Here is a 22262-nt window from a genome sequence, read left to right on the forward strand (position 1 = left end):
AAAGGGAGATTGGGAAATGGGGTACAAATACAAAGGTGAATACCTTCTTTCAATGGATCAAGAAGAAATGGACCTTCACTACATCCATCACTATCTAAGCGAAGAATCTTATTGGGCAAAAGGGATTGATCTTAAAACGGTTGAAAAATCGGTTCGGAACTCCCTTTGTTTCGGACTGTTCCGTAATGGTACCCAGGTCGGGTTCGCTAGAGTGATCACGGACTATGCGACATTTGGATACTTGGCTGATGTTTTTGTGGATGAACACCATCGAGGACAAGGGCTATCTAAATGGATGATGGATGAAATCATGAACCATCCTGATTTACAGAAGTTAAGAAGATTGATGCTGGTTACGAAAGATGCCCATGGACTTTATAAACAATTCGGTTTCGAAGTTTTCAACAACGAAGACAATGGTTTGATGGGTATCCGCCGAAAAGCTGAAGAAATGTACAGGGACTGACCTTAACGGATCAGGCCCATTTCTTTTACATGCAACAGTCGTCCATCCCGGTAGATGCAAAGATAATCACAAGCTTCTTTGCCTTGCAGCATATTCGGTAGGAAGTAAGGGATGTTGCTGACTACTCCCTGGTTTTCTTCGTCAAGCAGCCAGGTCAACTCCTTCCAGTCCAGAATCCCTTCATCCATTTTTACAGGAGTCGGATAGGTATCCTGGTTTGTCATGTTTACGATAAAAACATGCATCCCGCCGATTTCCTTATCGTCAACTTTCCAACGGACGATCCCCCTATATTGTGGCGAAGAGATACGATAACCTGTTTCCTCTTCCACCTCACGGATGACACTTAGTTCAGGGGTTTCATCTGGCTCGAGCTTTCCACCGACTCCATTCCACAAGCCTTTGTTCGGCGCTTTGTTGCGATTGAGCATCAAAACTTGAGACCCTTTTATCAAAAAACATATGCAAAATCGAATCATGTCTTCACACACCTAAACCGTTTTCCTATTAGTCTATCACTATTCCATCCATCATGCCCGATAAAGGATCATGGCGGAAAAGCTGTAAAGAGACTCGAAGTCTTCCGTGTCTTCATCCACAGCCATTGAGACTTCGTACTTGATATCAATGAATTTTGATTCATGCAGCTGTGTGAGAAATTCATTGATCTCCTCTTCTAGATCCTGCTCATGTTCAGCTTCAAAGAGTTTTACCTGCAACAAAAAAACACCCCCTGAATTATACGTTCATCACGTAAAATTCACCCGAGGGTGCCTTAAATCCTTTGACGAAAGACTTCTACTTTTGTCAGGAAACCGTTACATAATAGATGAATTTATCTGTTTTTCGCTTTAAAATCCGTGCTGCCATCGCTGCTACGTATTTCGACTCGGCAATCACTACAATATCACGATCGCAAATTTCCTGCTCTTTTGTTGTACGCGACAAATAGGATAACGGAATATTCTTGGTCACTATCGGAAAAGGATTTCGATGGGACGATTGATAATCACGCACATCGATCATGCAATATTCATTCTGGTCTACAGCCTCTTGTTGAAATGTTTTCAGTTTCATAAAAGGAAGTAGATAGGAGAAGAAGATGTAAACAGCTAATACGAACAGGGTGATTCCCCAAATCATCTCTCCGTTTCCCCTTTCTGTCTATTTTAATAAGCTCTTTTAAATTTTGATTGCATTAGAAATATACTCGCTTTCCGCGGGCTAGAGAAAAGCGGAAGCGACCCGGTTAGGCACGTAGGTCACTGGAAAACGGACGAGGAGGCTGCGCCGCCGCAGGAAGTTGAAGTGATCCAAGTGACTGGTTGCTGAGCTAGACATCACTTCCTTGCATGCGGGGTCTCGCCTGGCTTGCTGGTCCCGCAGGGGTCACCTGGCTTGCTGGTCCCGCAGGAGTCTCGTATATTTCGACCACTTGCATATAATCGATAACAAATTTTCAGCAAAAACCTTTTATTATTTCTTTTCGCCTTCCCATTCAAGCATACCGCCGATCATATTTTTCACTTTATAGCCTTGCTCCTGTAAGAAAAGGCTGGCATTCTCACTGCGTCTACCTGAACGGCAAACCATGATGTGTTCCTTCTCTTTTTCGATTTCGTCAAGACGTTCCGGGATTTCCATAAGACGAATATGCTTCGCTGTTGGAATTTTTCCTGCTTCCACTTCTTCATCTTCCCGTACATCTATGATTGAAATTTTCTTACCGTCTTTAAGAAGCTTATCAACGTCAGCCGGCGTGATGGTTTTGATTTCATTTTCCATGCTCAACACCCTTTCACTATCTATATCATTATGCTTTATTATAATCATTCCGCCACTTATTTTACGAACTTCACTAACAAAAGTAAAGGAATTGATTTCATGTGGAGGAGTTTTCTTGTGAAGAGGCACCAGGTTTAACGAAGGAGTTAGAAGTTTTAAAAAAAGGAAAAGACCAGCCAATCAATTCAACTGGTCCTAAAAATTCACCGGATCAACGCCCGATGTCTACGATTTTCCTTTCTAGCTGGCGCCGTCGTATGTAGCCTGCGTTCTTCTTCTGTCTCTGGAATGATTTTTGGGACAGGAACAGGTTTACCGGACGCATCCACAGCTACCATCGTCAGAAAAGATTCCGTTGTCAGTGTCTTTTCATCGGTCAATAGATTGGAAGAGAACACTTTGACGTAGACTTCCATAGAGGTTCTACCTGTCGACGTCACGAATGCTTCAAGTCCAAGAGCATCGCCGACTTTTGCAGATGATAAAAAATCGACCGAATCGATCGATGCTGTTACGACAACACTATTCGAGTGCTTCATTGCTGATAATGCAGCAATTTCATCAATGTACGATAACACTTTCCCTCCGAAGATCGTTTGCAAATGATTCGTGTCAGGCGGTAACACAAGCTTTGTTTGAATGATTCTTGACCTGCTTACTGGATATGATTGCTCCATCTTTTCCCCTCCGATTTTTTCCGTGTACGATTCTCAGGAGTATCACTTAAAGCCATGTATAAAGAAAACTTTGCAAAGCCAAGCCTCAGCGAAGGATGAGCCTTAGTTGTTCTTATACTTTCTTTAAGTGAATAAAAAACACCTTCTTTGCGAAGATGTTCAGGTTAAAGCAGAAAAGGATCATAACCAGATTTGGTTACCAATCGTCTTTTTTGCACGTAACACCCTCCTATCTCCCGTAGGACTTTCTGTGTCCTTCCTTATGGCAGGTCTCCTGGCTCGGCTTCATCAGTTCCATAACCCCTTCCCATTTCCTCATGAAACAGTGGCATGTCAAGAACCTCAACCTTACAGTGGCGGGACCGCACCGGACTTTCACCGGCTTCCCTTTTAAGGACTGATCAAGAACATCAGCCCACCATAAAGCAACATATGAAATTATACTCAATCATTATAGCACAACATAAAGAAAACTTGGGATAGCTAAACCTAGGGAAGGCTGAATCATAGTTAAATTTAAACGAAGAAAGAATATATACCTTACTGGTGATTTTTGCGAAATTCACTCCCTTTCCGCGGGCAAACGAAAAGCGGAAGCAACCCGATTTTAGTCACGTAGGTCACTGGAAAACGGACAAGGAGGCTGTCGCCGCCGCAGGAAGTTTGAAGTGATCCAAGTGACTGGTCGCTGAGCTAGACATCACTTCCCTGTATTAACCCCCTTCCGTAAACAGTATTATTGAACAAAGCCTAATGTAAAAAAAGATTGACTTCAATGTGAAGTCAATCTTTTCTGGTTTGGTTAATTTGCGACGATGTTGACTAATTTGCCAGGTACCGCAATGACTTTACGTACCGTTTTACCGTCGATGTTTTCTTTCACCTTATTGTCTGCCAATGCGATCTCTTCTAATTGACCTTTATCAGCGTCTGTTGGAACCATCAATTTCGCTCTGACTTTACCGTTGATTTGGACGACGATTTCCACCTCATTCTCTGTAAGCTTCGATTCGTCGAACGTCGGCCAGTTCGAATACGTGATTGTTTCAGTATGACCGAGCTTCTCCCAAATTTCCTCTGTGATATGAGGAGCAACTGGAGACAACAACTGGATGAACCCTTCCATCAATGGTTTCGGCAAAACATCCTGCTTATAAGCTTCGTTGATGAAGACCATCATTTGGGATATCCCAACGTTGAAGCGCAACTCCGCAAAGTCGTCAGAAACTTTTTTCACAGTCTGATGATAGACCCTCTCAAACTGCTCGTTCGGCACTACGTCTTGGATTTTACCCGACACCGTACCATCCTCTTCAACAAATAGACGCCACACACGATCCAAGAAACGTCGTGAACCATCCAATCCATTTTCGGACCAAGCGATACTCGCATCAAGCGGTCCCATGAACATTTCGTAAAGGCGTAACGTGTCTCCGCCGTGTGTTTTCACGACTTCATCCGGATTGACGACATTCCCCTTCGACTTACTCATCTTTTCGTTGTTTTCACCAAGGATCATACCCTGGTTGTAAAGACGCTGGAACGGTTCTTTCGTCGGAACTACTCCGCAATCGTACAAGACTTTATGCCAGAATCGAGCATACAACAAGTGAAGTACCGCATGCTCCGCTCCTCCGATATATAGGTCGACTGGAAGCCAGTGTTTCAATTTCTCTTCAGAAGCAAGCTGATCGTTGTTATCTGGATCGATATAACGAAGGTAATACCAGCAGCTTCCCGCCCATTGCGGCATCGTATTCGTTTCGCGGCGTCCTTTTTTACCTGTTTCAGGATCGACGACATTCACCCAATCTTCGATATTCGCAAGCGGTGACTCGCCAGTTCCTGAAGGCTTGATGTTGTCTGTTTTCGGAAGCGTCAATGGCAACTCTCCTTCTGGAACAGCACTGCTCGTACCATCTTCCCAGTGGATGATCGGGATCGGCTCACCCCAATAACGCTGACGGCTAAACAACCAATCACGAAGACGGTAGGTCACTTTCTTTTCGCCTTTACCGTTTTCTTCAAGCCATTGGATCATTTTTGTGATCGCTTCCTCTTTTTTCAAACCATTGAGGAAATCGGAGTTTACAAGATCCCCATCTTCCGTATACGCTTCCTTCGATACATCCCCGCCTTTGACGACTTCAACGATCGGAAGTTCAAATTTTGTAGCGAATTCATAGTCACGTTCGTCGTGTGCAGGAACAGCCATGATTGCGCCAGTTCCGTAGCTAGCTAGTACATAGTCGGCAATCCAGACAGGAATCTTTTCACCATTGGCGGGGTTGATCGCGTATGCTCCTGTGAACACACCTGTCTTCTCTTTGGCTAGCTCAGTACGCTCCAACTCACTCTTCGTTTCGATTTCTTTTTTATAAGTTTCTACTGCGGCTTTTTGATCTGCAGTCGTGATCTCGTCGACATACGCATGTTCAGGCGCTAAAACCATATACGTTGTACCAAACAATGTATCTGGCCGAGTTGTAAAGACCGTAACCGATTTTTCATGACTATCGAAATCGAACGTAATTTCTGCACCTTCAGAACGTCCAATCCAGTTCCGCTGCATTTCCTTCAAGCTCTCTGGCCAATCAAGTTCTTCCAGGTCTTCCAACAAACGATCACCGTATGCCGTGATCTTTAACATCCATTGTTTCATCGGCTTACGGATTACCGGATGTCCGCCACGCTCACTCTTACCATCGATGACTTCCTCGTTCGCAAGGACCGTCCCCAAAGCAGGACACCAGTTGACCGGTACCTCATCTACGTAAGCAAGATCTTTTTTATAAAGTTGTAAAAAGATCCATTGCGTCCACTTATAATAGTTCGGATCTGTCGTGTTCACTTCACGATCCCAATCATATGAGAAACCTAGCTCCTTGATTTGTCTGCGGAACGTGTTGATGTTCTGTTCTGTGAACTCTGCAGGATCATTCCCCGTATCCAAAGCATATTGCTCTGCTGGAAGACCGAATGCATCCCACCCGATTGGATGTAAGACATTGTAACCTTGCATCCGCTTCATTCTTGCAACAATGTCAGTCGCTGTATACCCTTCCGGATGCCCAACGTGCAAGCCAGCACCAGACGGATACGGAAACATATCCAACGCGTAAAACTTTTTCTTCCCAGGTTCAAATTCAGTTTTGAACGTCTTGTTTTCTTCCCAGTAGGATTGCCATTTACGTTCAATTTGCATATGGTCAAAAGCCATAACTGCCACTCCCATCCCTATTTTATGATTTACGTATGATTTCTCTGTAGTACTAAGTATATCAAGGGCGCTGAGCACCCGAATTCCACATTGTTGAGCAATTCCACCCTGTCTTGAGCAATCTTCAGGGTTAATCGTGCAAATAGAGGTTCTACCTCCTCTTAGTCCTAACCCTACTTTAGAAAAGAGAAGCAATGAGGTCAAGGCGTCGCAGTTCCGGACCGGAGTTTAGTTTGAGCTAAATGAAGATCGAAGGAACAAGACAACGCAAAGATCAGAAGCTAATCTCCCAAATAAACTGGGTGGTTTAGAAACAAGAAGTTCAAGGCACCGATGTTACGAGAATCGCAGCGTAGTTAATCCTACGTGAGAACCGGAGTAACGAGTTAACGAAGAAATTCGCCGTTAATAAATCACCAGAAATATTAAAACCTCCCGCCACTGATTTGTATAACATCAGGGACGAGAGGTTGGATACACATAACCTTCCCGCGGTACCACCCGCATTAGTGCAATTTTGCACTCACTCTAGCTCCTTATCGCGGAGAGACGATAAACGCTACTTGTGTTCACGTTTATGGCTCGGAGGCGAGTTCAAATAGCTTTTCGGGTTGGCTTTTCACCTGCTGCCAACTCTCTTGGACCGTGGACTATTTTACTATTCCTCTTCTTCGCCTTTGAATTTGTGAAGAATTTAATTTGTATTGTATTCAGATTCTCAGAAAATGTCAAGCTTTTTTGAGAAAATGGGTTGATATCATGATGGACTTTTTTCCTGGTTTTTATACGTTATCGAAAAATCGTTCCACCATCGTTTTGTATATGTAGAAAAATTCAGGTATTTTATCTGGTGTGAGACCTTCCAATGCGTTCGCGGCAACACTCCGGTAATACCAGCTTTGCTGTTCTTTATCGCCCTTGAACTTTTCCCATATCGCTTCTCCATCTTCCTTATAGGACTCGATCAAGCTTTTAAAATTATCAAGTTTATCTGCAACAATCAGCGCCTTTACTTCTAAAGGTGCTGTTCGTATAAACTCGACGGTATGCTGCTTCCTCTCTGGCCATGTTTTCGTCTTGTCTTCTGTATTTGCCCTCACCAGTTCTGTAACACGATGACCGAATGCTTTTTCAATATCATTGAATTCCAATTCTGTGTCTTCAACGGTGTCATGGAGAATACCTGCAATGATCACGTCTTCCGAAAAGCCTGCTTCTTTTAACATATTCCCGACAGCTATTGGATGGACGACGTACGGTTCACCTGATAATTTGCGTATTTGCCCTTCATGGGCTTGAACAGCATGCTGCTCTGCCTCTTTGATCCTGTTCACTTATATCCCCCTTTCAACCTTACTGATGCCCCCGCTCAGGCATCAAAACTTTTAACAGTACTAAAGTAAGGATAAGCCAAATTCCTCCAGCAGAAAAGCCTGCAATTACATCACTTGGAAAGTGAACACCTAAATAAACGCGGCTGAAACCGATTAGAAAAACAAGCGCCCAAGCAGCAACCAGAACGTACCCTGCTTGTTTTCCCTTTTTACTGAGATATGTCCATATAAGATAACCGAGGAACCCTATGAATGCCGCAGAATTCATAGCATGACCGCTTGGAAAACTGAGACCGCCTACATCGAGGAGCGGGTTATCATCAGGTCTCGTCCGATCAAATCCATTTTTCAGAAGACCATTCACCAACCGGACCCCTATAAGGTTGAAAATAAGCACCAACGCAAGCTTGATTCGTTTATTCACAAGACAATAGATACCGAGGAGAATCAGAATCGGAATCGATACATAGGCAGATCCAACATACGTGATAAAAATGAAGAAATCGGTCAACCATTCTGAGCGTATCCCCCAGACGTGCTGCATGACAGTAGTATCGATGCGTGTCAACGTATCATTCAGAAAACCAAGTACAGAAAATAAGGCTGATAATAGAATAGCAATCCACAAGGTGTAGCTGTTCCACCTGGTTGAATGCCCAAACGAGCTCTGCTTCAATACAAAGTCACTCCTCTCTCCACTTCTTATTGTATTTCACCTTTTGGACGAATATTATGCGTGAATATCACGATAACTTGGCAGATCTAAGTCTGTTGCCGTATATTCTTCAAGGGTCATTTGGCGGTCCATCAGCCGTCATGCTAAAATGCTCATAGAATGAAAATATGAAACATGGGAAAGGGACTCTTATGTCTAACAAAAACGCTGTTCCCCCTCATTTCGGGGATAAACGATACTATACATGGAACAAACATCTGAAAGATCATTTCGGTGAAAAGATCATTAAAATACCGATCGACGGAGGCTTTGATTGTCCGAACCGAGACGGAAAAGTCGCTTCTGGGGGTTGCACCTTCTGTTCCCAAAGCGGTTCAGGGGATTTCGCTGGAAAACGTCGGGATGATCTCGTCAAACAATTCAATACCGTAAAAGAACGTATGCATAAAAAGTGGAAGAAAGGTAAATATCTCGGCTACTTCCAGGCTTTTTCGAACACCTATGCTCCAGTTGATGAACTCCGTGAAAAATTCGAAGTCATTTTAGAGCAGGAAGGTGTCGTCGGACTTGCAATCGCAACACGACCTGATTGTCTGCCGGATGATGTGGTTGAGTATTTAGCAGAGCTTAATGAGCGGACATACCTCTGGGTGGAGCTTGGCCTTCAAACGGTTCATGAGGAAACAGCTGAACTCATCAACCGAGCCCACGATTACCAGTGTTATGTGGACGGCGTGCACAAACTTCGGAAGCAAGGCATTAGGGTCTGCTGTCATATCATTGACGGTCTGCCTCAGGAAACCCCAGAAATGATGATGGAAACTGCACGGGAAGTTGCAAAACTGGATGTACAGGGCATCAAAATCCATCTATTGCACTTGTTGAAGAAAACCCCTATGGTGAAGCAATATGAAAAGGGGTTAGTAGAATTCCTCGACTTCGATACGTATATCAATCTTGTATGCGATCAGTTGGAGGTGCTCCCTCCTGACATGATGATCCATCGATTGACTGGGGATGGGCCTGCCGAATTGTTGATCGGTCCAATGTGGAGCATGAATAAATGGAATGTGCTGAATTCGATTGAAGCGGAACTGGAGCGGCGTGACAGCCACCAAGGGAAGTTCTATCAGGGATTCGAGGTGTCCGCACAATGATTTTGAGACGAGTACTACCCTTTGCAAAAGAACTATTGGAAAAGGTGGTTGAGTCTGGCGGGGTGGCTGTAGACGCAACGGTCGGTAATGGACACGATACGCAATTCTTAGCGGAGCTGGTCGGAGAAAACGGCCTTGTATATGGATTTGATATCCAAGAGGATGCAATCGAAGCGACACGAAATAGATTACGGGAAAATGGGTTGGATGGTCGAGTGCGGTTGTTCCAACAAAGTCATGCTAAAGTGACAGATTGCGTGGATGATAAGTATCATGGGTCAGTTCAAGGTTCAATTTTCAACCTTGGGTATTTACCGGGAAGCGATAAATCTGTGATTACAAAACCAGCTTCCACTCTTATGGCGATTGAAGGTTTGATGGAGATTTTGATGCCAGGCGGGCTCATTGTCCTTGTGGTTTATTATGGGCATGAAGGTGGTCCGGATGAAAAAGATTCGCTGATGGCGTTTTTACACAATATGGACCAGTCAAAAGCCCAAGTCTTACACTATCAATTCCTTAATCAGAAAAACAATCCGCCCTTCGTGGTGGCGATAGAGAAGAAATGAAGAAGGGCCTGTCCCAAAAGTGTCTGAGTTCTCCAAACTTAACAACATTTTGAGAAAAGTCTTGGTTTTGATAAGAAATGTTGTGTTGGAGGTGTCTGACACTATCTATTAGGACAGTCCCTTTCCATTATCTTTATAACTCTCCCATTATTTCATGCTTTCACTTTACGATAGACCCAGCTGTTCCAGTAAAAGTAATAGGCTGACACTCCTCCTGCCCGGATCAGCTTTTTAAGGACTGTCTGTACGTCACGCTGTCCTTTTACCTTGGCATCAGTTGAATAGATGCCGAGAAGCCCTCTCGTAATCAAGGTGTGGAATTTCGAATGCGGAAGGTCTTGTGCTGAACGGTCTGCCATTTTAAAAAAGTGTAAAAGACGATCAATCATCATATCCTGATTTTCATAGTAAAAACAGAAATTGAGATCCCCGCCATCCTTGTCCTCCTGCTGATCGATCAAATAATCCATCATGATGTGGAGACCTTGGATCCATGGAAAATACCCTTCCTTCACCTTTTCGACAAGCTCGGGTTCACCCTTACCATTAGAGGCATAAGAAACGAGGCAAAAGATCCCTAACGTTGATCCGGCACATGCCGAAAATTCATACCAGCTCATTGCTGGAAGTCCCTTCTCATTTTCAGAAAACCACCGTTGCAGCCTTGGGACTCTCTCTTCGTGTGTCACATGTTTATGTATTTGCAGGTTACAGTAATGCTCCGCCAACTCAAGAAGGCCAGAGTGAATTTGTAAAAAACCAGGAAGTGCCTCAAGCACATTCTGGCATGTTTGAACAAGGTCAGGCAGATATCCGCCATCATCCTGCTCTTCACGAAGTCTATAATAATTTTCAACCGGTGCTCCAGGTGTCAACGCATGCTCCATGGATCTATGGAGTAAACTGAAATCTTCAGGGTCCAACGACGTACTTCTGTCACACAAATTATCAAGATAATCACTGATCGTTTGATAGGCAACAATGAATCGGATGACTTCCTTCCGGCTGACAGGATCAGTGGAGAGCAAGGCATAGATCGCTCCGCCCTCACAATGGAACGTTTTCGAATTGATGCTGGCAATCGCCTGGGTCTTTAATTCTTCATTTGGAATACGCTCCGCCTTTTCTCTCCAAAGATCTAATTCATGGTGTACATTCGGAATGATTTCCTTGTAAATCCTCATCATCAATGACCATGGTTGTGAAGGGGCTTCCTTCATAGTTTCACTCCTTTTGAAGATTCTCTTCGAAGGTCAATAATAAATTTACAAATCGTGATAGATAAAGGAAAACTTGCTCTCGTTCTGGATCATTCAATATTTCATGATAAAGTCCGGGCCATTCTTTATAGGATTTTTCCATCAAATTCAATTGATTGAACCAATTCCTTACACTCTTTTTGTCTACAATCAAATCATTTCCAGCTTGCAAGACCAGCAACGGAACATCAGGAAATTGACCGACGGATTGGTGGGCGATCTTGATTGAGCTCATCAACTCCCGGTACCAGCGGATGGATACTTTTTTCACATAAAAAGCATCCTTTAGGTCCTGTTCGATCCGTTCCTTTGATCTTGTCGCTTTTCCAAACCCTTGATTAGAATTTAATCGTAAAGTAGGGTATACACGATTGATGACTCGAGATAATGCCTCAACGGGTTTTGGAGGTTTATAAACGATACCCAGACACGGTGATGATAGGATCACAGCGTTCACGGGCATTTTCCTTTCCGTCAGTGCACGGATGACCGCAAGTCCCCCCATACTATGACCGAACAAAAAGATTGGCAGACCAAATTGTGAAGCTGCTTCCATCCAGTTTTCGATCGTATCTATATATTCGCTGAATGAGTAGATATGTCCTCTGTTCCGACGGGTAGCACCTTGCCCAGGTAAATCACCCATGACGACGTGATAACCGTTTGCCACCCACTGCGAGCATAACCATTCATATCTGCCATGATGCTCGCCAGCACCATGGACCATCACGATTACTGCTATTGCATCTTCTGCTTCCCAGATCCACATGTACGACGCCCCTTTTCTTCTACTCTATAATTTGCTAAACTGCTATTGATTTCATACAACTATTTATTCATAAAAGAAAGAGGATGATACTTTGATTTATCCATATAAAGGAACAGAACCCAAAATTGATTCTACAGTTTTCATTGGAGATGGTGTCGTCATTTCAGGTGATGTCACGATCGAGGAGCAATCCTCAATCTGGTTTAATTCAGTCATCCGTGGTGATGTAGCGCCCACTTTCATTGGAAAACGAGTAAATGTACAAGACCTCTCAATGCTCCATCAAAGCCCAAATAACCCTCTTGTCCTTGAAGATGATGTCACAGTCGGTCATCAAGTCACATTACATAGCTGCACCATCCGAAAGAATGCCTTGATCGGGATGGGTTCCCTTATCCTTGATGGTGCTGAAATTGGTGAGGGTGCTTTTGTAGGGGCTGGCACCTTAGTACCTCCAGGTAAAAAAATCCCTCCAAACTCACTTGCCTTTGGCCGTCCAGCGAAAGTGGTACGAGAGTTGAATGAAGAGGATTTAAGAGACATGAAAAGAATCCGCACTGAATATGTAGAACGGGGACAATATTATAAACAGATACAGAAGAAATCCTAAGCGTTGAACTCAATCACGTTTCCATCTGGATCCTGAACAAACACTTGATGCCAGCCGGTTTTACTGGTTGGCTTGTTCAAGTAACAATAGCCCGCTTTTTCAAGCCGTTCAAGAATAACATCAATCGATTCTACCCTGACCGCGAAATGACGGGCACGGCTGTCTAAAGACGGTTTGCTTTCTTCATCCAATTTTTCATTCACAATCAAATGAAGCTGCGTATCGCCGATTTGGTACCAGATCCCATCAAAATCGAAGTCCGGCCGGTCTGGACTGACTTGAAAACCGATTACTTTTTCGTAAAAGCCTCTTGCTTTCTTCAGTTTCTTCACTTCAAGTGATACATGGTGTATTCCTTTATACATCTGAATCCCTCCATCCCTATCAACTACTTATTTATACCCACTTTTACAAGTTTATCATCCTATAAAATGAAAGTATAATGTCTGGATTGATCGATCTCTACAAAAATTTAACATCATATTGGTATTTCCCTAATATCAGGACGTTAAAATAGAGTAAATCCTATCGAGGGAGAGATTCACGTTGGCGAAAGTTATCAATTGGCTTCATGAAAGGGAATGCTCTGTCTTTCAGTGGGTGAACAGCAAATGTCAAAAATCTGCATTATGCAGGTATTTCATGTCTGTAACACATCTTGGAGGGGCTACCGGGTCTATCGGGATCTGTCTGTTGTTGCTCGTTTTTGGATCAAGTGATTTACGAAACATAGCTGTGCAAAGCTTATTAGCTCTTACAATCAGCCATATACCTGTTCAACTCAGTAAAAAAATATACCCTCGAAAACGTCCTTACATGGTTTTGCCTGAAACCATCACCATTTCAAGACTTCTTAAGGACCATTCATTTCCATCTGGCCATACTACTGCAACTTTCTCTGTCACCACGCCAATTATTCTGTGGAATCCACTTCTTTCGATTGTTTTATTACCAATTTCCTTTTCAGTGGCGATTTCAAGAATGTATCTCGGCATGCATTATCCATCTGATGTGATTGGTGGAATGTTGATTGGAACGGCGACAGCTTGGCTGGTACATTTCTACTTCTTCCCCCTTTCTTTTTAAAATAAGGGTTCGTTATACCTTATTATTGTTGATTTTTGCGAAATTCCCTCCCTTTCCGCGGGCAAACGAAAAGCGATAGCGACCCGGTTGGGCACGTAGGTCACTGGAAAACGGACGAGGAGGCACGAACCAAACAAAGACTTGGTTCTGCGTGGGCTAACTCATAAGGATCAATGTGTTGCCGCCGCAGGAAGTTTGAAGTGATTCAAGTGACTGGTCGCTGAGCTAGAACATCACTTCCCTGTATTAACCCCCTTGCTCAAGCCTCCTCACTTGCACAGGATGTCAACACAAAAATGAAATCATTTTCGTGTCTGCGATGAGAATTCTTAGAAGCTTTCCTTATGCTGGCTTCGACGTTCACCACAGGAGGTGGTGGCTTTTAGTCGAAGATCCTTTTAAAGAGTGTGGGGTCTTGCTTGGCTCGTTTTTCCCGCAGGAGTGTCGCAAATTTCGCTTCAATCAAACTTTAGTCAGATTTTCAATAAAAAGTGATACAGCAAGTAAATTTTTCAGCAAATTTCAGTACTCAAAAAACCCCAAGCTGCAATCATGCAGCTTGGGGTTTTATTAATGTATTTATGCGTTGTTTTTCAAAGTTTCAGCTTTATCCGTTTGTTCCCATGGAAGCTCGATATCGGTACGGCCGAAGTGACCATACGCTGCAGTCTGCTTATAAATCGGGCGTCGAAGATCAAGCATCTTGATGATTCCTGCAGGACGAAGATCGAAGTTGGCTCGAACAAGTTCAACAAGCTTTTCTTCCGATACAGTGCCGGTGCCAAATGTATCAATTGAGATCGATACAGGTTGAGCGACACCGATTGCATAAGCAAGTTGTACTTCACATTTTTCAGCTAACCTAGCTGCTACGATGTTCTTCGCTACATAACGTGCTGCATAAGCCGCAGAGCGGTCAACTTTTGTCGGATCTTTACCTGAGAAGGCACCACCGCCATGGCGTGCATATCCTCCGTATGTGTCGACGATGATTTTACGGCCAGTTAGTCCAGCGTCGCCTTGTGGTCCACCGATGACGAAACGTCCTGTCGGGTTGATGAAATATTTTGTGTTCTCATCAATCAACTCAGTTGGCACGACAGGATTGATGACATGCTCTTTCAAGTCACGTTTGATTTGCTCAAGGGTTACTTCAGGATGATGTTGAGTAGAGATGACGATCGTATCTACTCTTACCGGTTGACCGTTTTCATCATATTCCACTGTTACCTGTGTTTTACCATCTGGACGCAAATATGGAACAACTTCATTTTTACGTACTTCTGTCAAACGGCGGCTAAGCTTATGTGATAAGGAAATAGGAAGCGGCATCAATTCTTGCGTTTCGTTACACGCATAGCCGAACATCAATCCTTGGTCACCAGCACCGATTGCTTCAATCTCTTCTTCTGTCATCAACCCTTCTCTTGCTTCAAGTGCCTGGTTGACACCTTGAGCGATATCAGCAGATTGTTCATCTATAGATGTGAGAACTGCACACGTTTCATAATCGAAACCATATTTTGCCCGTGTATAACCGATCCCTTTCACCGTTTCACGGACAATTTTCGGGATGTCTACATAAGTAGAAGTCGTGATCTCACCTGCAACGAGTACGAGCCCTGTATTCACAGATGTTTCACACGCTACACGCGCATTTGGGTCACTTACTAGGATTTCGTCTAGAATCGCATCTGAAATCTGGTCACAAATTTTATCCGGATGACCTTCTGTAACTGATTCAGATGTGAATAGACGTCTGCTTTTTGCCATTACGGAACCTCCTCGACGATCTTTAAGTATCGTTTTAATTGATACGGTACTCATTTCCTTATGAGAAAGTGCAACAAAGTTTCATGTATATAGGAAAACTGCTGCATGTATAACAATTTTCTTCTCAGTCTTTTTTAAAAGGATTCTGCCTATTGAACGAAAAAAAACCTTTCCTGTTCAGAGGAAAGGTGGTTCGTTGTATACCTTTCACCCTCTTATTTTTCAGGTTAGCACCTTTTCACCTCTATCTTGGTGTCGGTTGCTGGGTTTCATTGGGCCTGTCCCTCCACCTACTCGGAATAAGAGTAGCCGTTCTCGCAATATCATATCGCAGTACCTATGCTATGTCAACGAAATTCCCATTGTATTGAGGAAGATTCCGCATACAAAATTTGGGTAAAATTATGATTTTATGAGATGCTTTTAACAAAGCGTTTTTTTCATTATTAGGCCTCACGCCTATTTATATCCTAATTAAGGTTTAACATGTCACAAATACGGAAAAATAGTATACATTATTAAAATAAATATGTTATACTAATTCCGAGTTAAGCGAAGTATTGGTTTAAACTTTATGTGAAAAAGGATGGTTTATATGAATACAGCACAATTCAGCTCTCTTACCGATGAGTTATTAAGTAAAGAAACTACACACAAAAATTTAGCGACACCAAGATTAGTAGAAAGTGCGATCTCTAGAAATGAAGGCGCCCTTACATCAACAGGAGCACTTCAAGTTGAAACGGGTAAATATACTGGACGTTCTCCAAAGGATAAATTCATCGTCATGGAACCTTCTGTAAAAGATAAGATTGATTGGGGATCGGTCAATCAACCGATTGATGAAGAGAAGTTCAATAACTTATATAAGAAAGTCATCGAATACTTAACAAGCAAAGACGAAACATTCGTATTCCAGGGATTTGCAGGTGCGGATAAAGCATATCAACTTCCACTGCAAGTCATCAACGAATATGCATGGCATAATCTGTTTGCACGTCAACTTTTCATACGCCCAAATGAAAACGATTTAAACGACTTCACACCAGAGTTCCAGGTCATTTCAGCACCTGGTTTCCACGCTGATCCTGAAGTTGATGGTACAAACTCTGAAACATTCATCATCATTTCATTTGAAAAGCGAATTGTACTCATCGGTGGAACTGAATATGCTGGCGAAATTAAAAAATCGATCTTCTCGGTTATGAACTATGTGCTTCCGGAACAAGACATCCTTTCCATGCATTGTTCAGCGAATGTCGGCGTCGAGGGTGACGTTGCATTATTTTTCGGATTGAGTGGAACTGGTAAGACAACATTATCAGCAGACCCTAACCGCCGTTTGATCGGTGATGATGAACACGGTTGGGCAAACAACGGGATCTTCAATATCGAAGGTGGCTGCTACGCAAAATGTGTCAACCTTTCCCGAGAAAAAGAACCGCAAATCTGGAATGCGATCCGTTTCGGAACAGTTCTTGAAAACGTAGTCTCAGATGAGTGCTCACGATTGGTCGACTACAACAACACGACTTTAACAGAGAATACTCGTGCAGCTTATCCGATCGACGCAATTCCGAATATCATCACACCAAGCGTTGCAGGAAATCCCAATACGATCATCTTCTTGACGGCAGATGCATTCGGAGTATTGCCTCCGATCAGCAAGTTGACAAAAGAACAAGCGATGTATCATTTCCTATCAGGATATACGAGTAAGCTTGCGGGAACAGAGCGTGGCGTTACTTCACCACAGGCGACATTCTCAACTTGTTTCGGTTCTCCATTCCTTCCATTGCATGCTGAAAGATATACGAAAATGCTCGGTGAAAAAATCGCTCAGCATGATGTTGATGTTTACTTGGTCAACACTGGATGGTCTGGCGGTGAATACGGAGTAGGTAAGAGAATGGACTTGACCCATACTCGTGCGATGGTGCAAGCCGCTTTAGAAGGTGAGTTGCGTTCAACTGAAACGGTCACTGATCCGATTTTCGGACTACACATCCCTACGAGCTGCCCTGGTGTGCCAGGTGAAGTCCTGCAACCTAAGAAAACTTGGGATAACCCAGAAGCATATGATCAAAAAGCTAAAGAACTCGCAATGAAATTCAAGGAAAACTTCAATAAGTTCGAAAATGCAAGTTCAGAAATCAAAAACGCAGGACCGGTTGTATAAAGAGAACCTAGTTCAGTCAGCGTTTAAAGCTTTGCTAAACCTTAGATTGAAATTACGGAGTGCCCCTCTTACGGGTGCTCCTTTTTTGTGTGCGTTGATGCTGTTCGAGTATGGCTCATGACTACGCTCATGGTCGTTTTGTAGATAAAATTGAATTTTTGTAGATAATTTTGCACTTTTGTAGATGATTTCCTGTTTTTGTAGGTAATTTTAAATTTTTGTAAGAACACCAACCCAAACGGAATTTTCCAAATACAGCTCATTCATACATGCCTTCAACAACGATGTTCAAGATTACTGTAAAACGGTTTTGACCTACTGGAATGACATTATGTACAGTGACATCATATGATCCTGACTCCTTACGTTTTTCCTCAACTATTTTTGTAAGTATTTTAGCAAGAGAAACCTCTGATGTCAGTGAGACATCAATAAAAAGTTGTTCATTATAACTATTTCCCCTTCCCCCATGCATACGGCACAATCCAATGAATAGTTTCAAGAAACAGTCATTGGGTTTTCATCCACTGCAGCAATTCATAGGTCACTTTACGTTTCTTTTCGGGGGAAAAGTGGTGATCGTCTTCGAAGTACCAGGTTTCATAGGACTTCCCGTGTTTGAGCAGTTCTTTTTCAAGACGATAGGCATGTTCGATCGATACATTCTCATCATAAACACCGTGAATGATCAATATTGGTGCAACAATCTCCCCAACCAGGGATAACGGTGTCCTCTCTTCATATCGTTCAGGGGATTTATATACAGAGCCTCCGACGACACGCTTGAGCATTTTACGTAGACCTGGCCTTTCCTCATATGTCAGCTTCATATCCGTCACTCCACCCCATACGACGACCGATTTGACAAGATCCGAATGGTAGGAAGCAGTAAACAAAGCCATTACTCCTCCTCTTGAAAATCCAAATAGATGGAGCGAGCCTGAATCGGTTGATGGGAGTTCCTCGAGCACCTTCAATCCCTCATATGCATCATACCGATCCTCTCCGCAAAAATCTTCCTTCCCTTCTCCACCTTCGTTCCCTCTATAAAAAGGGGCGAATACGACAAAACCTTGAGAAGCAAACTGTACGATTCGCGCAATCCGTACTTTTCCTACCTGTTTGATTCCCCCGCGTAAATATAGAATCCCAGGCAGAGGATCATCCACTTTTGGTTCAGCCAACAAACCTTTTACACGTAAATCCTGACTACGGTAGGTCACTATAGATAACGTGATGTCAGGATTCGGCGAAGGAAACCGATTTATATTTTCAATTCGAAATGAATACTCCATAAAACCACCTCTAACCAAGTTTGGGCGAACACACATTTTCAACTCGCTTCATACACTATTGCATCTATAGTGTGTGGAGGGATATTAATGCTTAAGGGAATCAAACGACATATCATAGGAGCTGTAACTGCACTCTTTGCTATCAGCCTAGTGGCTGCTGGATGTTCCAACGGATCCACCAATGATAAAGTACGAGTTGCTGAAGTTACCCGTTCGATCTTTTATGCTCCGCAATATGTTGCCATAGAAAAAGGATTTTTTGAAGAAGAAGGGATTGATATTGAACTTACCACAACTTGGGGCGGAGACAAAACGATGACCACTCTCTTATCTGATGGTGCAGATGTCGCACTGGTCGGTTCAGAAACATCCATTTACGTATATGCCCAGGGGACGACGGATCCAGTCATCAATTTCGCACAGCTGACACAAACAGATGGAACGTTCCTCGTCGCACGAGAAAAACCGGATACTTTTAATTGGGAGCAGCTTAAAGACAGTACTTTCCTCGGTCAACGAAAAGGCGGCATGCCACAGATGGCTGGAGAATTCGGTTTGAAGAAAAATGGGATTGATCCACATAAGGATATGAACCTGATTCAAAATGTCGATTTTGGAAACATTCCGAATGCCTTTGCCTCTGGTACTGGTGATTACGTTCAATTATTCGAACCTACTGCCAGCCTATTCGAAAAAGAAGGTATCGGGCATGTCGTAGCTTCTTTCGGTACTGAATCCGGCAAACTGCCTTACACGACTTACATGTCAAAAGAAAGCTACCTTAACAAAAATAAAGACATCGTCGAGAGGTTTACAAAAGCCTTGTACAAAGCCCAACAGTGGGTCGACAGCCATAGTGCAAAGGAAATCGCAGCCGTAATCGAACCTTATTTTGAAGACACGCCAATCGACCTGATCGAATCATCAACTGAACGTTACAAAGAACAACACAGCTTTGCAACAAACCCGATTCTGGACGTTGAGGAATGGAACAACTTGCAAACAATCATGGATGAAGCGGGTGAACTCCCTAAGCAAGTCGACCATAGCACACTGGTCAATACAGAAATCGCTGAAAGTGTAGCAAAGTAACGGGAGGAGATCGGTTTGGCCTTTTTAACAGTAGATCAACTCACCCATGCTTACTTTTCAACAGACTCCGTCACAACGGCGTTGCAGGATATCAGCCTTGAGGTCGAGGAAGGCGAATTCGTTTCTTTCCTCGGCCCGAGCGGCTGTGGAAAAACGACCCTGCTTTCCCTCATTGCAGGTCTGTTCCAACCAGTTCTCGGGACGATCATCATACGGAATGAACCGGTCAAACATGCACATGAACAGATCGGATACATGTTTCAGCAAGATTACCTGCTTCCATGGAAGACGATCGAACAAAATATCCTCCTTGGATTGAAGATACAGGATAACTTAAATGATATGAGTAAAACACTGACATTTGAGCTATTAGACCATATGAACCTGGGGCATACGAAGAAGAAATATCCTCATGAACTTTCTGGTGGCATGAGGCAGCGCATAGCACTGGTAAGAACTTTAGCTACCAATCCGAAACTGCTATTGCTGGATGAACCATTCTCTGCACTGGATTATCAGACGAAATTGAAGCTTGAAAATCTCGTGTTCACTACTTTAAAAGAGCATAAAAAAACAGCCTTGCTTGTCACGCATGATATCGGTGAGGCAATCGCCATGTCTGATCGTGTCATTGTTTTTTCAGCAAACCCTGGCAGGATCAAGTCTGAATATATCGTACCGGAGCATTTAGCAAAGATGGAGCCTTTTGATGTTCGAAATCATGAGGATTACAAAGACATCTTCCAGATGATCTGGGAGGAGTTGAATGAGCTTGAAGTCGAAAATTGAAGTAGCATATGCACAATATAAACACAGGGAACGCAGAACAAAAAGACATGTGTTCATCACACAAACCCTTGTTTTCATTGCATTCCTGGGAATATGGGAAACGGCATCGAAAAACACTTGGATTGATCCTTTGTTGTTCAGTTCCCCTGTTAAAATTTCACATCTTTTTTATACGAAAATCATAGATGGAACCTTGATGACACACATCATCGTCACGTTCGGTGAAACGATAGCCAGTTTCATCATCGCAACAGTTCTTGGAACGGCTGTTGCTGCAATCCTATGGTGGTTACCTTTTGTATCTAAAGTATCCGATCCATACCTGGTCGTGCTGAATGCAATGCCGAAAGTTGCGCTAGGTCCGATACTAATTGTCGCACTCGGGCCTGGCTACCTGTCGATCATCGCTATGGGTGTGCTGATATCCTTCATCATAACAACACTGGTTGTCTACACTGCATTTCATGAAACCGATGATAATTATATAAAGGTTGTTCAAACGTTTGGCGGCAATAAGAAGCAAGTGTTCAATGAAGTCATTTTTCCATCTGCCATCCCAACAATCATCTCGACATTGAAAGTGAATGTTGGCTTGTCATGGGTAGGGGTCATTGTTGGTGAATTCCTTGTTTCAAAACAAGGATTAGGTTACCTGATCATATATGGATTCCAGGTATTCAATTTTACACTTGTTCTACTCAGCTTGCTCATCATTGCCGTGATGGCGACCATCATGTATACAGGAGTCGGAATGCTTGAAAACCTTCTTCGCAAACGTCAAAGCTGAAGGATTTTATTTTTGAATATGTATTCCATACTACGTTCAAGCACTTCGTCTTTCATCATGAAACTGTATTTATCGTTGTCTTTTAAGTCAGGAAGCTGTTTCATCAGGATAGGTCCATTAGTTTCAAAATAATGGGCCTTTAATTTTATTTTATCGATGGTGGCAAAGTAAATATTCTTGATGATCGTTCCGCCTTTACCTTTGACACGATATTGTCCAAGGTATTTCAATGCATCGACTGTTGCCCCTGTCTCTTCAAACACTTCACGCACCGCTGCCTTTTCAGCAGATTCTCCTTTTTCCACTTTACCGCCCGGAAATTCAATTCCTCTCCGGGGGTGTTCCGTTAACAACCATTGGCCTTTGAACCTGCAAATGACCCATACGTGCTTTGGTGTGAGTGAATAAGGATGGTTTGTGAAGGATAGCTCTACAGTATTTTTATAATAATCTTGAAATGTATAATAACTCATATTCAAAACTCCAATTTATCTTAGCCATCTGTTATGTTTAGGCTAGTGTTGGTGATCTGCTCGTATCTGTATACTTATTCCCTCAAGGAAGTCGTATGCTTATTCTACCGTATCTTGACCAAAAAAACATCTCATTGTCTTCTACGGTCAAATGCTCTATTACTCTGAAACAATGATTTCCAGGAAATTCGCTCTCCTTTTTGAACTTTCGTAAGTTCATGTGTACTGAATCTACTTTTGAGTGCTTGATCTTTGTACGATATGAA

24 protein-coding genes, 2 riboswitches and 1 other annotated feature are annotated in these 22262 nt (G+C 43.0%); of the genes, 9 read left to right on the top strand and 15 right to left on the bottom strand.

From position 1 onward, the window contains the following. Nucleotides 1-16 precede the first annotated feature (16 nt). Nucleotides 17-466: a GNAT family N-acetyltransferase gene (locus KOL94_RS10965; protein WP_221566465.1), complete on the top strand. Its 450-nt coding sequence runs from the start codon at nucleotides 17-19 to the stop codon at nucleotides 464-466. A gap of 2 nt (nucleotides 467-468) precedes the next feature. On the opposite strand, the gene KOL94_RS10970 is transcribed toward KOL94_RS10965, so the two are convergent. The 8 genes from KOL94_RS10970 to KOL94_RS11005 form a co-directional block, all read right to left on the bottom strand. Beyond that, a complete protein-coding gene (locus tag KOL94_RS10970) occupies nucleotides 469-921 on the bottom strand; it encodes an NUDIX hydrolase (RefSeq protein WP_221566466.1) in 453 nt (150 codons plus the stop codon). 75 nt (nucleotides 922-996) lie between these two features. Next, nucleotides 997-1188, bottom strand: coding sequence for a sporulation protein Cse60 (locus KOL94_RS10975; RefSeq protein WP_221566467.1), 192 nt, complete (start codon nucleotides 1186-1188; stop codon nucleotides 997-999). Nucleotides 1189-1273: 85 nt separating this feature from the next. Beyond that, entirely contained in the window at nucleotides 1274-1609 is a 336-nt protein-coding gene (locus KOL94_RS10980) for a rhodanese-like domain-containing protein (protein ID WP_221566468.1), read from the bottom strand. Nucleotides 1610-1942: 333 nt separating this feature from the next. Further along, nucleotides 1943-2299 (bottom strand): rhodanese-like domain-containing protein, encoded by a 357-nt coding sequence (locus KOL94_RS10985; RefSeq protein WP_483298073.1) that lies wholly within the window; start codon nucleotides 2297-2299, stop codon nucleotides 1943-1945. Nucleotides 2300-2454: 155 nt separating this feature from the next. Further along, the gene (locus KOL94_RS10990; RefSeq protein ID WP_221566469.1) at nucleotides 2455-2928 is read right to left on the bottom strand and encodes an acyl-CoA thioesterase; all 474 of its coding nucleotides are present in this window, start codon (nucleotides 2926-2928) and stop codon (nucleotides 2455-2457) included. Nucleotides 2929-3175: 247 nt separating this feature from the next. Then, nucleotides 3176-3366: riboswitch (cobalamin riboswitch) on the bottom strand. Between the two features lie 364 nt (nucleotides 3367-3730). After that, a complete protein-coding gene (leuS, locus tag KOL94_RS10995; protein ID WP_221566470.1) occupies nucleotides 3731-6148 on the bottom strand; it encodes a leucine--tRNA ligase in 2418 nt (805 codons plus the stop codon). A 455-nt stretch (nucleotides 6149-6603) separates the two neighbouring features. Further along, nucleotides 6604-6829: a binding site (T-box leader), on the bottom strand. 101 nt (nucleotides 6830-6930) lie between these two features. Next, the gene (locus KOL94_RS11000; protein ID WP_221566471.1) at nucleotides 6931-7482 is read right to left on the bottom strand and encodes an HD domain-containing protein; all 552 of its coding nucleotides are present in this window, start codon (nucleotides 7480-7482) and stop codon (nucleotides 6931-6933) included. 19 nt (nucleotides 7483-7501) lie between these two features. Then, on the bottom strand, nucleotides 7502-8158 hold the full coding sequence (locus KOL94_RS11005) for a phosphatase PAP2 family protein (RefSeq protein WP_221566472.1): 657 nt from the start codon (nucleotides 8156-8158) through the stop codon (nucleotides 7502-7504). 191 nt (nucleotides 8159-8349) lie between these two features. Here KOL94_RS11005 and mnmL point away from each other — a divergent pair, with 191 nt between their 5' ends. Together mnmL and mnmM are read left to right on the top strand one after the other, a co-directional pair. Then, nucleotides 8350-9315 carry a tRNA modification radical SAM protein MnmL/YtqA gene (mnmL, locus tag KOL94_RS11010; protein ID WP_221566473.1) on the top strand — a complete coding sequence of 322 codons (966 nt, stop codon included), beginning with the start codon at nucleotides 8350-8352 and terminating at the stop codon, nucleotides 9313-9315. After that, entirely contained in the window at nucleotides 9312-9884 is a 573-nt protein-coding gene (gene mnmM, locus KOL94_RS11015) for a tRNA 5-(aminomethyl)-2-thiouridylate-methyltransferase MnmM (protein ID WP_221566474.1), read from the top strand. The genes mnmL and mnmM overlap by 4 nt, the downstream gene beginning before the upstream one ends. Nucleotides 9885-10036: 152 nt before the next feature. Here mnmM and KOL94_RS11020 read toward each other — a convergent pair whose 3' ends face one another. Next, nucleotides 10037-11104 carry a tetraprenyl-beta-curcumene synthase family protein gene (locus tag KOL94_RS11020; RefSeq protein ID WP_221566475.1) on the bottom strand — a complete coding sequence of 356 codons (1068 nt, stop codon included), beginning with the start codon at nucleotides 11102-11104 and terminating at the stop codon, nucleotides 10037-10039. A 4-nt stretch (nucleotides 11105-11108) separates the two neighbouring features. Beyond that, nucleotides 11109-11912, bottom strand: coding sequence for an alpha/beta hydrolase (locus tag KOL94_RS11025; RefSeq protein ID WP_221566476.1), 804 nt, complete (start codon nucleotides 11910-11912; stop codon nucleotides 11109-11111). A 91-nt stretch (nucleotides 11913-12003) separates the two neighbouring features. Between KOL94_RS11025 and KOL94_RS11030 the strand changes: the two genes are divergently transcribed. Continuing rightward, complete coding sequence (locus tag KOL94_RS11030; RefSeq protein ID WP_221566477.1) at nucleotides 12004-12522, top strand: gamma carbonic anhydrase; 519 nt, start codon at nucleotides 12004-12006, stop codon at nucleotides 12520-12522. Here the strand turns inward: KOL94_RS11030 and KOL94_RS11035 are convergent. Beyond that, entirely contained in the window at nucleotides 12519-12887 is a 369-nt protein-coding gene (locus KOL94_RS11035; RefSeq protein ID WP_221566478.1) for a VOC family protein, read from the bottom strand. The genes KOL94_RS11030 and KOL94_RS11035 overlap by 4 nt on opposite strands. Nucleotides 12888-13068: 181 nt before the next feature. Between KOL94_RS11035 and KOL94_RS11040 the strand changes: the two genes are divergently transcribed. Next, on the top strand, nucleotides 13069-13608 hold the full coding sequence (locus KOL94_RS11040; RefSeq protein ID WP_221566479.1) for a phosphatase PAP2 family protein: 540 nt from the start codon (nucleotides 13069-13071) through the stop codon (nucleotides 13606-13608). A gap of 579 nt (nucleotides 13609-14187) precedes the next feature. On the opposite strand, the gene metK is transcribed toward KOL94_RS11040, so the two are convergent. After that, a complete protein-coding gene (metK, locus tag KOL94_RS11045) occupies nucleotides 14188-15381 on the bottom strand; it encodes a methionine adenosyltransferase (RefSeq protein ID WP_221566480.1) in 1194 nt (397 codons plus the stop codon). Between the two features lie 212 nt (nucleotides 15382-15593). Further along, nucleotides 15594-15687, bottom strand: a riboswitch (SAM riboswitch). A 289-nt stretch (nucleotides 15688-15976) separates the two neighbouring features. Here metK and pckA point away from each other — a divergent pair. Then, a complete protein-coding gene (pckA, locus tag KOL94_RS11050; protein WP_221566481.1) occupies nucleotides 15977-17560 on the top strand; it encodes a phosphoenolpyruvate carboxykinase (ATP) in 1584 nt (527 codons plus the stop codon). Nucleotides 17561-17819: 259 nt separating this feature from the next. On the opposite strand, the gene KOL94_RS11055 is transcribed toward pckA, so the two are convergent. Further along, nucleotides 17820-18062, bottom strand: a complete 243-nt coding sequence (locus tag KOL94_RS11055) for a hypothetical protein (protein ID WP_260412285.1) — start codon at nucleotides 18060-18062, stop codon at nucleotides 17820-17822. Nucleotides 18063-18069: 7 nt separating this feature from the next. Continuing rightward, complete coding sequence (locus KOL94_RS11060; RefSeq protein WP_221566482.1) at nucleotides 18070-18855, bottom strand: alpha/beta hydrolase family protein; 786 nt, start codon at nucleotides 18853-18855, stop codon at nucleotides 18070-18072. A gap of 87 nt (nucleotides 18856-18942) precedes the next feature. On the opposite strand from KOL94_RS11060, the gene KOL94_RS11065 reads away from it, so the two are divergent. The 3 genes from KOL94_RS11065 to KOL94_RS11075 are packed head-to-tail and all read left to right on the top strand — an operon-like array spanning nucleotide 18943 to nucleotide 21523. Continuing rightward, nucleotides 18943-19947, top strand: coding sequence for an ABC transporter substrate-binding protein (locus KOL94_RS11065; protein WP_221566483.1), 1005 nt, complete (start codon nucleotides 18943-18945; stop codon nucleotides 19945-19947). A 15-nt stretch (nucleotides 19948-19962) separates the two neighbouring features. After that, entirely contained in the window at nucleotides 19963-20736 is a 774-nt protein-coding gene (locus tag KOL94_RS11070) for an ABC transporter ATP-binding protein (RefSeq protein WP_221566484.1), read from the top strand. Then, entirely contained in the window at nucleotides 20714-21523 is an 810-nt protein-coding gene (locus tag KOL94_RS11075) for an ABC transporter permease (RefSeq protein ID WP_221566485.1), read from the top strand. Before KOL94_RS11070 ends, KOL94_RS11075 begins: the two co-directional genes overlap by 23 nt. Here the strand turns inward: KOL94_RS11075 and ytkD are convergent. Further along, entirely contained in the window at nucleotides 21514-21996 is a 483-nt protein-coding gene (gene ytkD, locus KOL94_RS11080; protein WP_221566486.1) for an RNA deprotection pyrophosphohydrolase, read from the bottom strand. The two genes, KOL94_RS11075 and ytkD, sit on opposite strands and share 10 nt — an antisense overlap. Nucleotides 21997-22262 lie beyond the last annotated feature (266 nt).

The organism is Alkalihalobacillus sp. TS-13, from assembly GCF_019720915.1.
Taxonomy (GTDB): domain Bacteria; phylum Bacillota; class Bacilli; order Bacillales; family Fictibacillaceae; genus Pseudalkalibacillus.

Bases quoted from the DNA above. Each gene is read 5' to 3' on its own strand.
- KOL94_RS10965 (WP_221566465.1), top strand. From the start codon at position 17: ATGGGGTACAAATACAAAGGTGAATACCTTCTTTCAATGGATCAAGAA.
- KOL94_RS10990 (WP_221566469.1), bottom strand. From the start codon at position 2,928: ATGGAGCAATCATATCCAGTAAGCAGGTCAAGAATCATTCAAACAAAG.
- KOL94_RS11025 (WP_221566476.1), bottom strand. From the start codon at position 11,912: ATGTGGATCTGGGAAGCAGAAGATGCAATAGCAGTAATCGTGATGGTC.
- KOL94_RS11075 (WP_221566485.1), top strand. From the start codon at position 20,714: ATGAGCTTGAAGTCGAAAATTGAAGTAGCATATGCACAATATAAACAC.
- metK (WP_221566480.1), bottom strand. From the start codon at position 15,381: ATGGCAAAAAGCAGACGTCTATTCACATCTGAATCAGTTACAGAAGGT.
- KOL94_RS11035 (WP_221566478.1), bottom strand. From the start codon at position 12,887: ATGTATAAAGGAATACACCATGTATCACTTGAAGTGAAGAAACTGAAG.
- KOL94_RS10980 (WP_221566468.1), bottom strand. From the start codon at position 1,609: ATGATTTGGGGAATCACCCTGTTCGTATTAGCTGTTTACATCTTCTTC.
- mnmM (WP_221566474.1), top strand. From the start codon at position 9,312: ATGATTTTGAGACGAGTACTACCCTTTGCAAAAGAACTATTGGAAAAG.
- KOL94_RS10985 (WP_483298073.1), bottom strand. From the start codon at position 2,299: ATGATTATAATAAAGCATAATGATATAGATAGTGAAAGGGTGTTGAGC.
- ytkD (WP_221566486.1), bottom strand. From the start codon at position 21,996: ATGAGTTATTATACATTTCAAGATTATTATAAAAATACTGTAGAGCTA.
- leuS (WP_221566470.1), bottom strand. From the start codon at position 6,148: ATGGCTTTTGACCATATGCAAATTGAACGTAAATGGCAATCCTACTGG.
- KOL94_RS11060 (WP_221566482.1), bottom strand. From the start codon at position 18,855: ATGGAGTATTCATTTCGAATTGAAAATATAAATCGGTTTCCTTCGCCG.
- KOL94_RS11020 (WP_221566475.1), bottom strand. From the start codon at position 11,104: ATGAAGGAAGCCCCTTCACAACCATGGTCATTGATGATGAGGATTTAC.
- mnmL (WP_221566473.1), top strand. From the start codon at position 8,350: ATGTCTAACAAAAACGCTGTTCCCCCTCATTTCGGGGATAAACGATAC.
- pckA (WP_221566481.1), top strand. From the start codon at position 15,977: ATGAATACAGCACAATTCAGCTCTCTTACCGATGAGTTATTAAGTAAA.
- KOL94_RS11065 (WP_221566483.1), top strand. From the start codon at position 18,943: ATGCTTAAGGGAATCAAACGACATATCATAGGAGCTGTAACTGCACTC.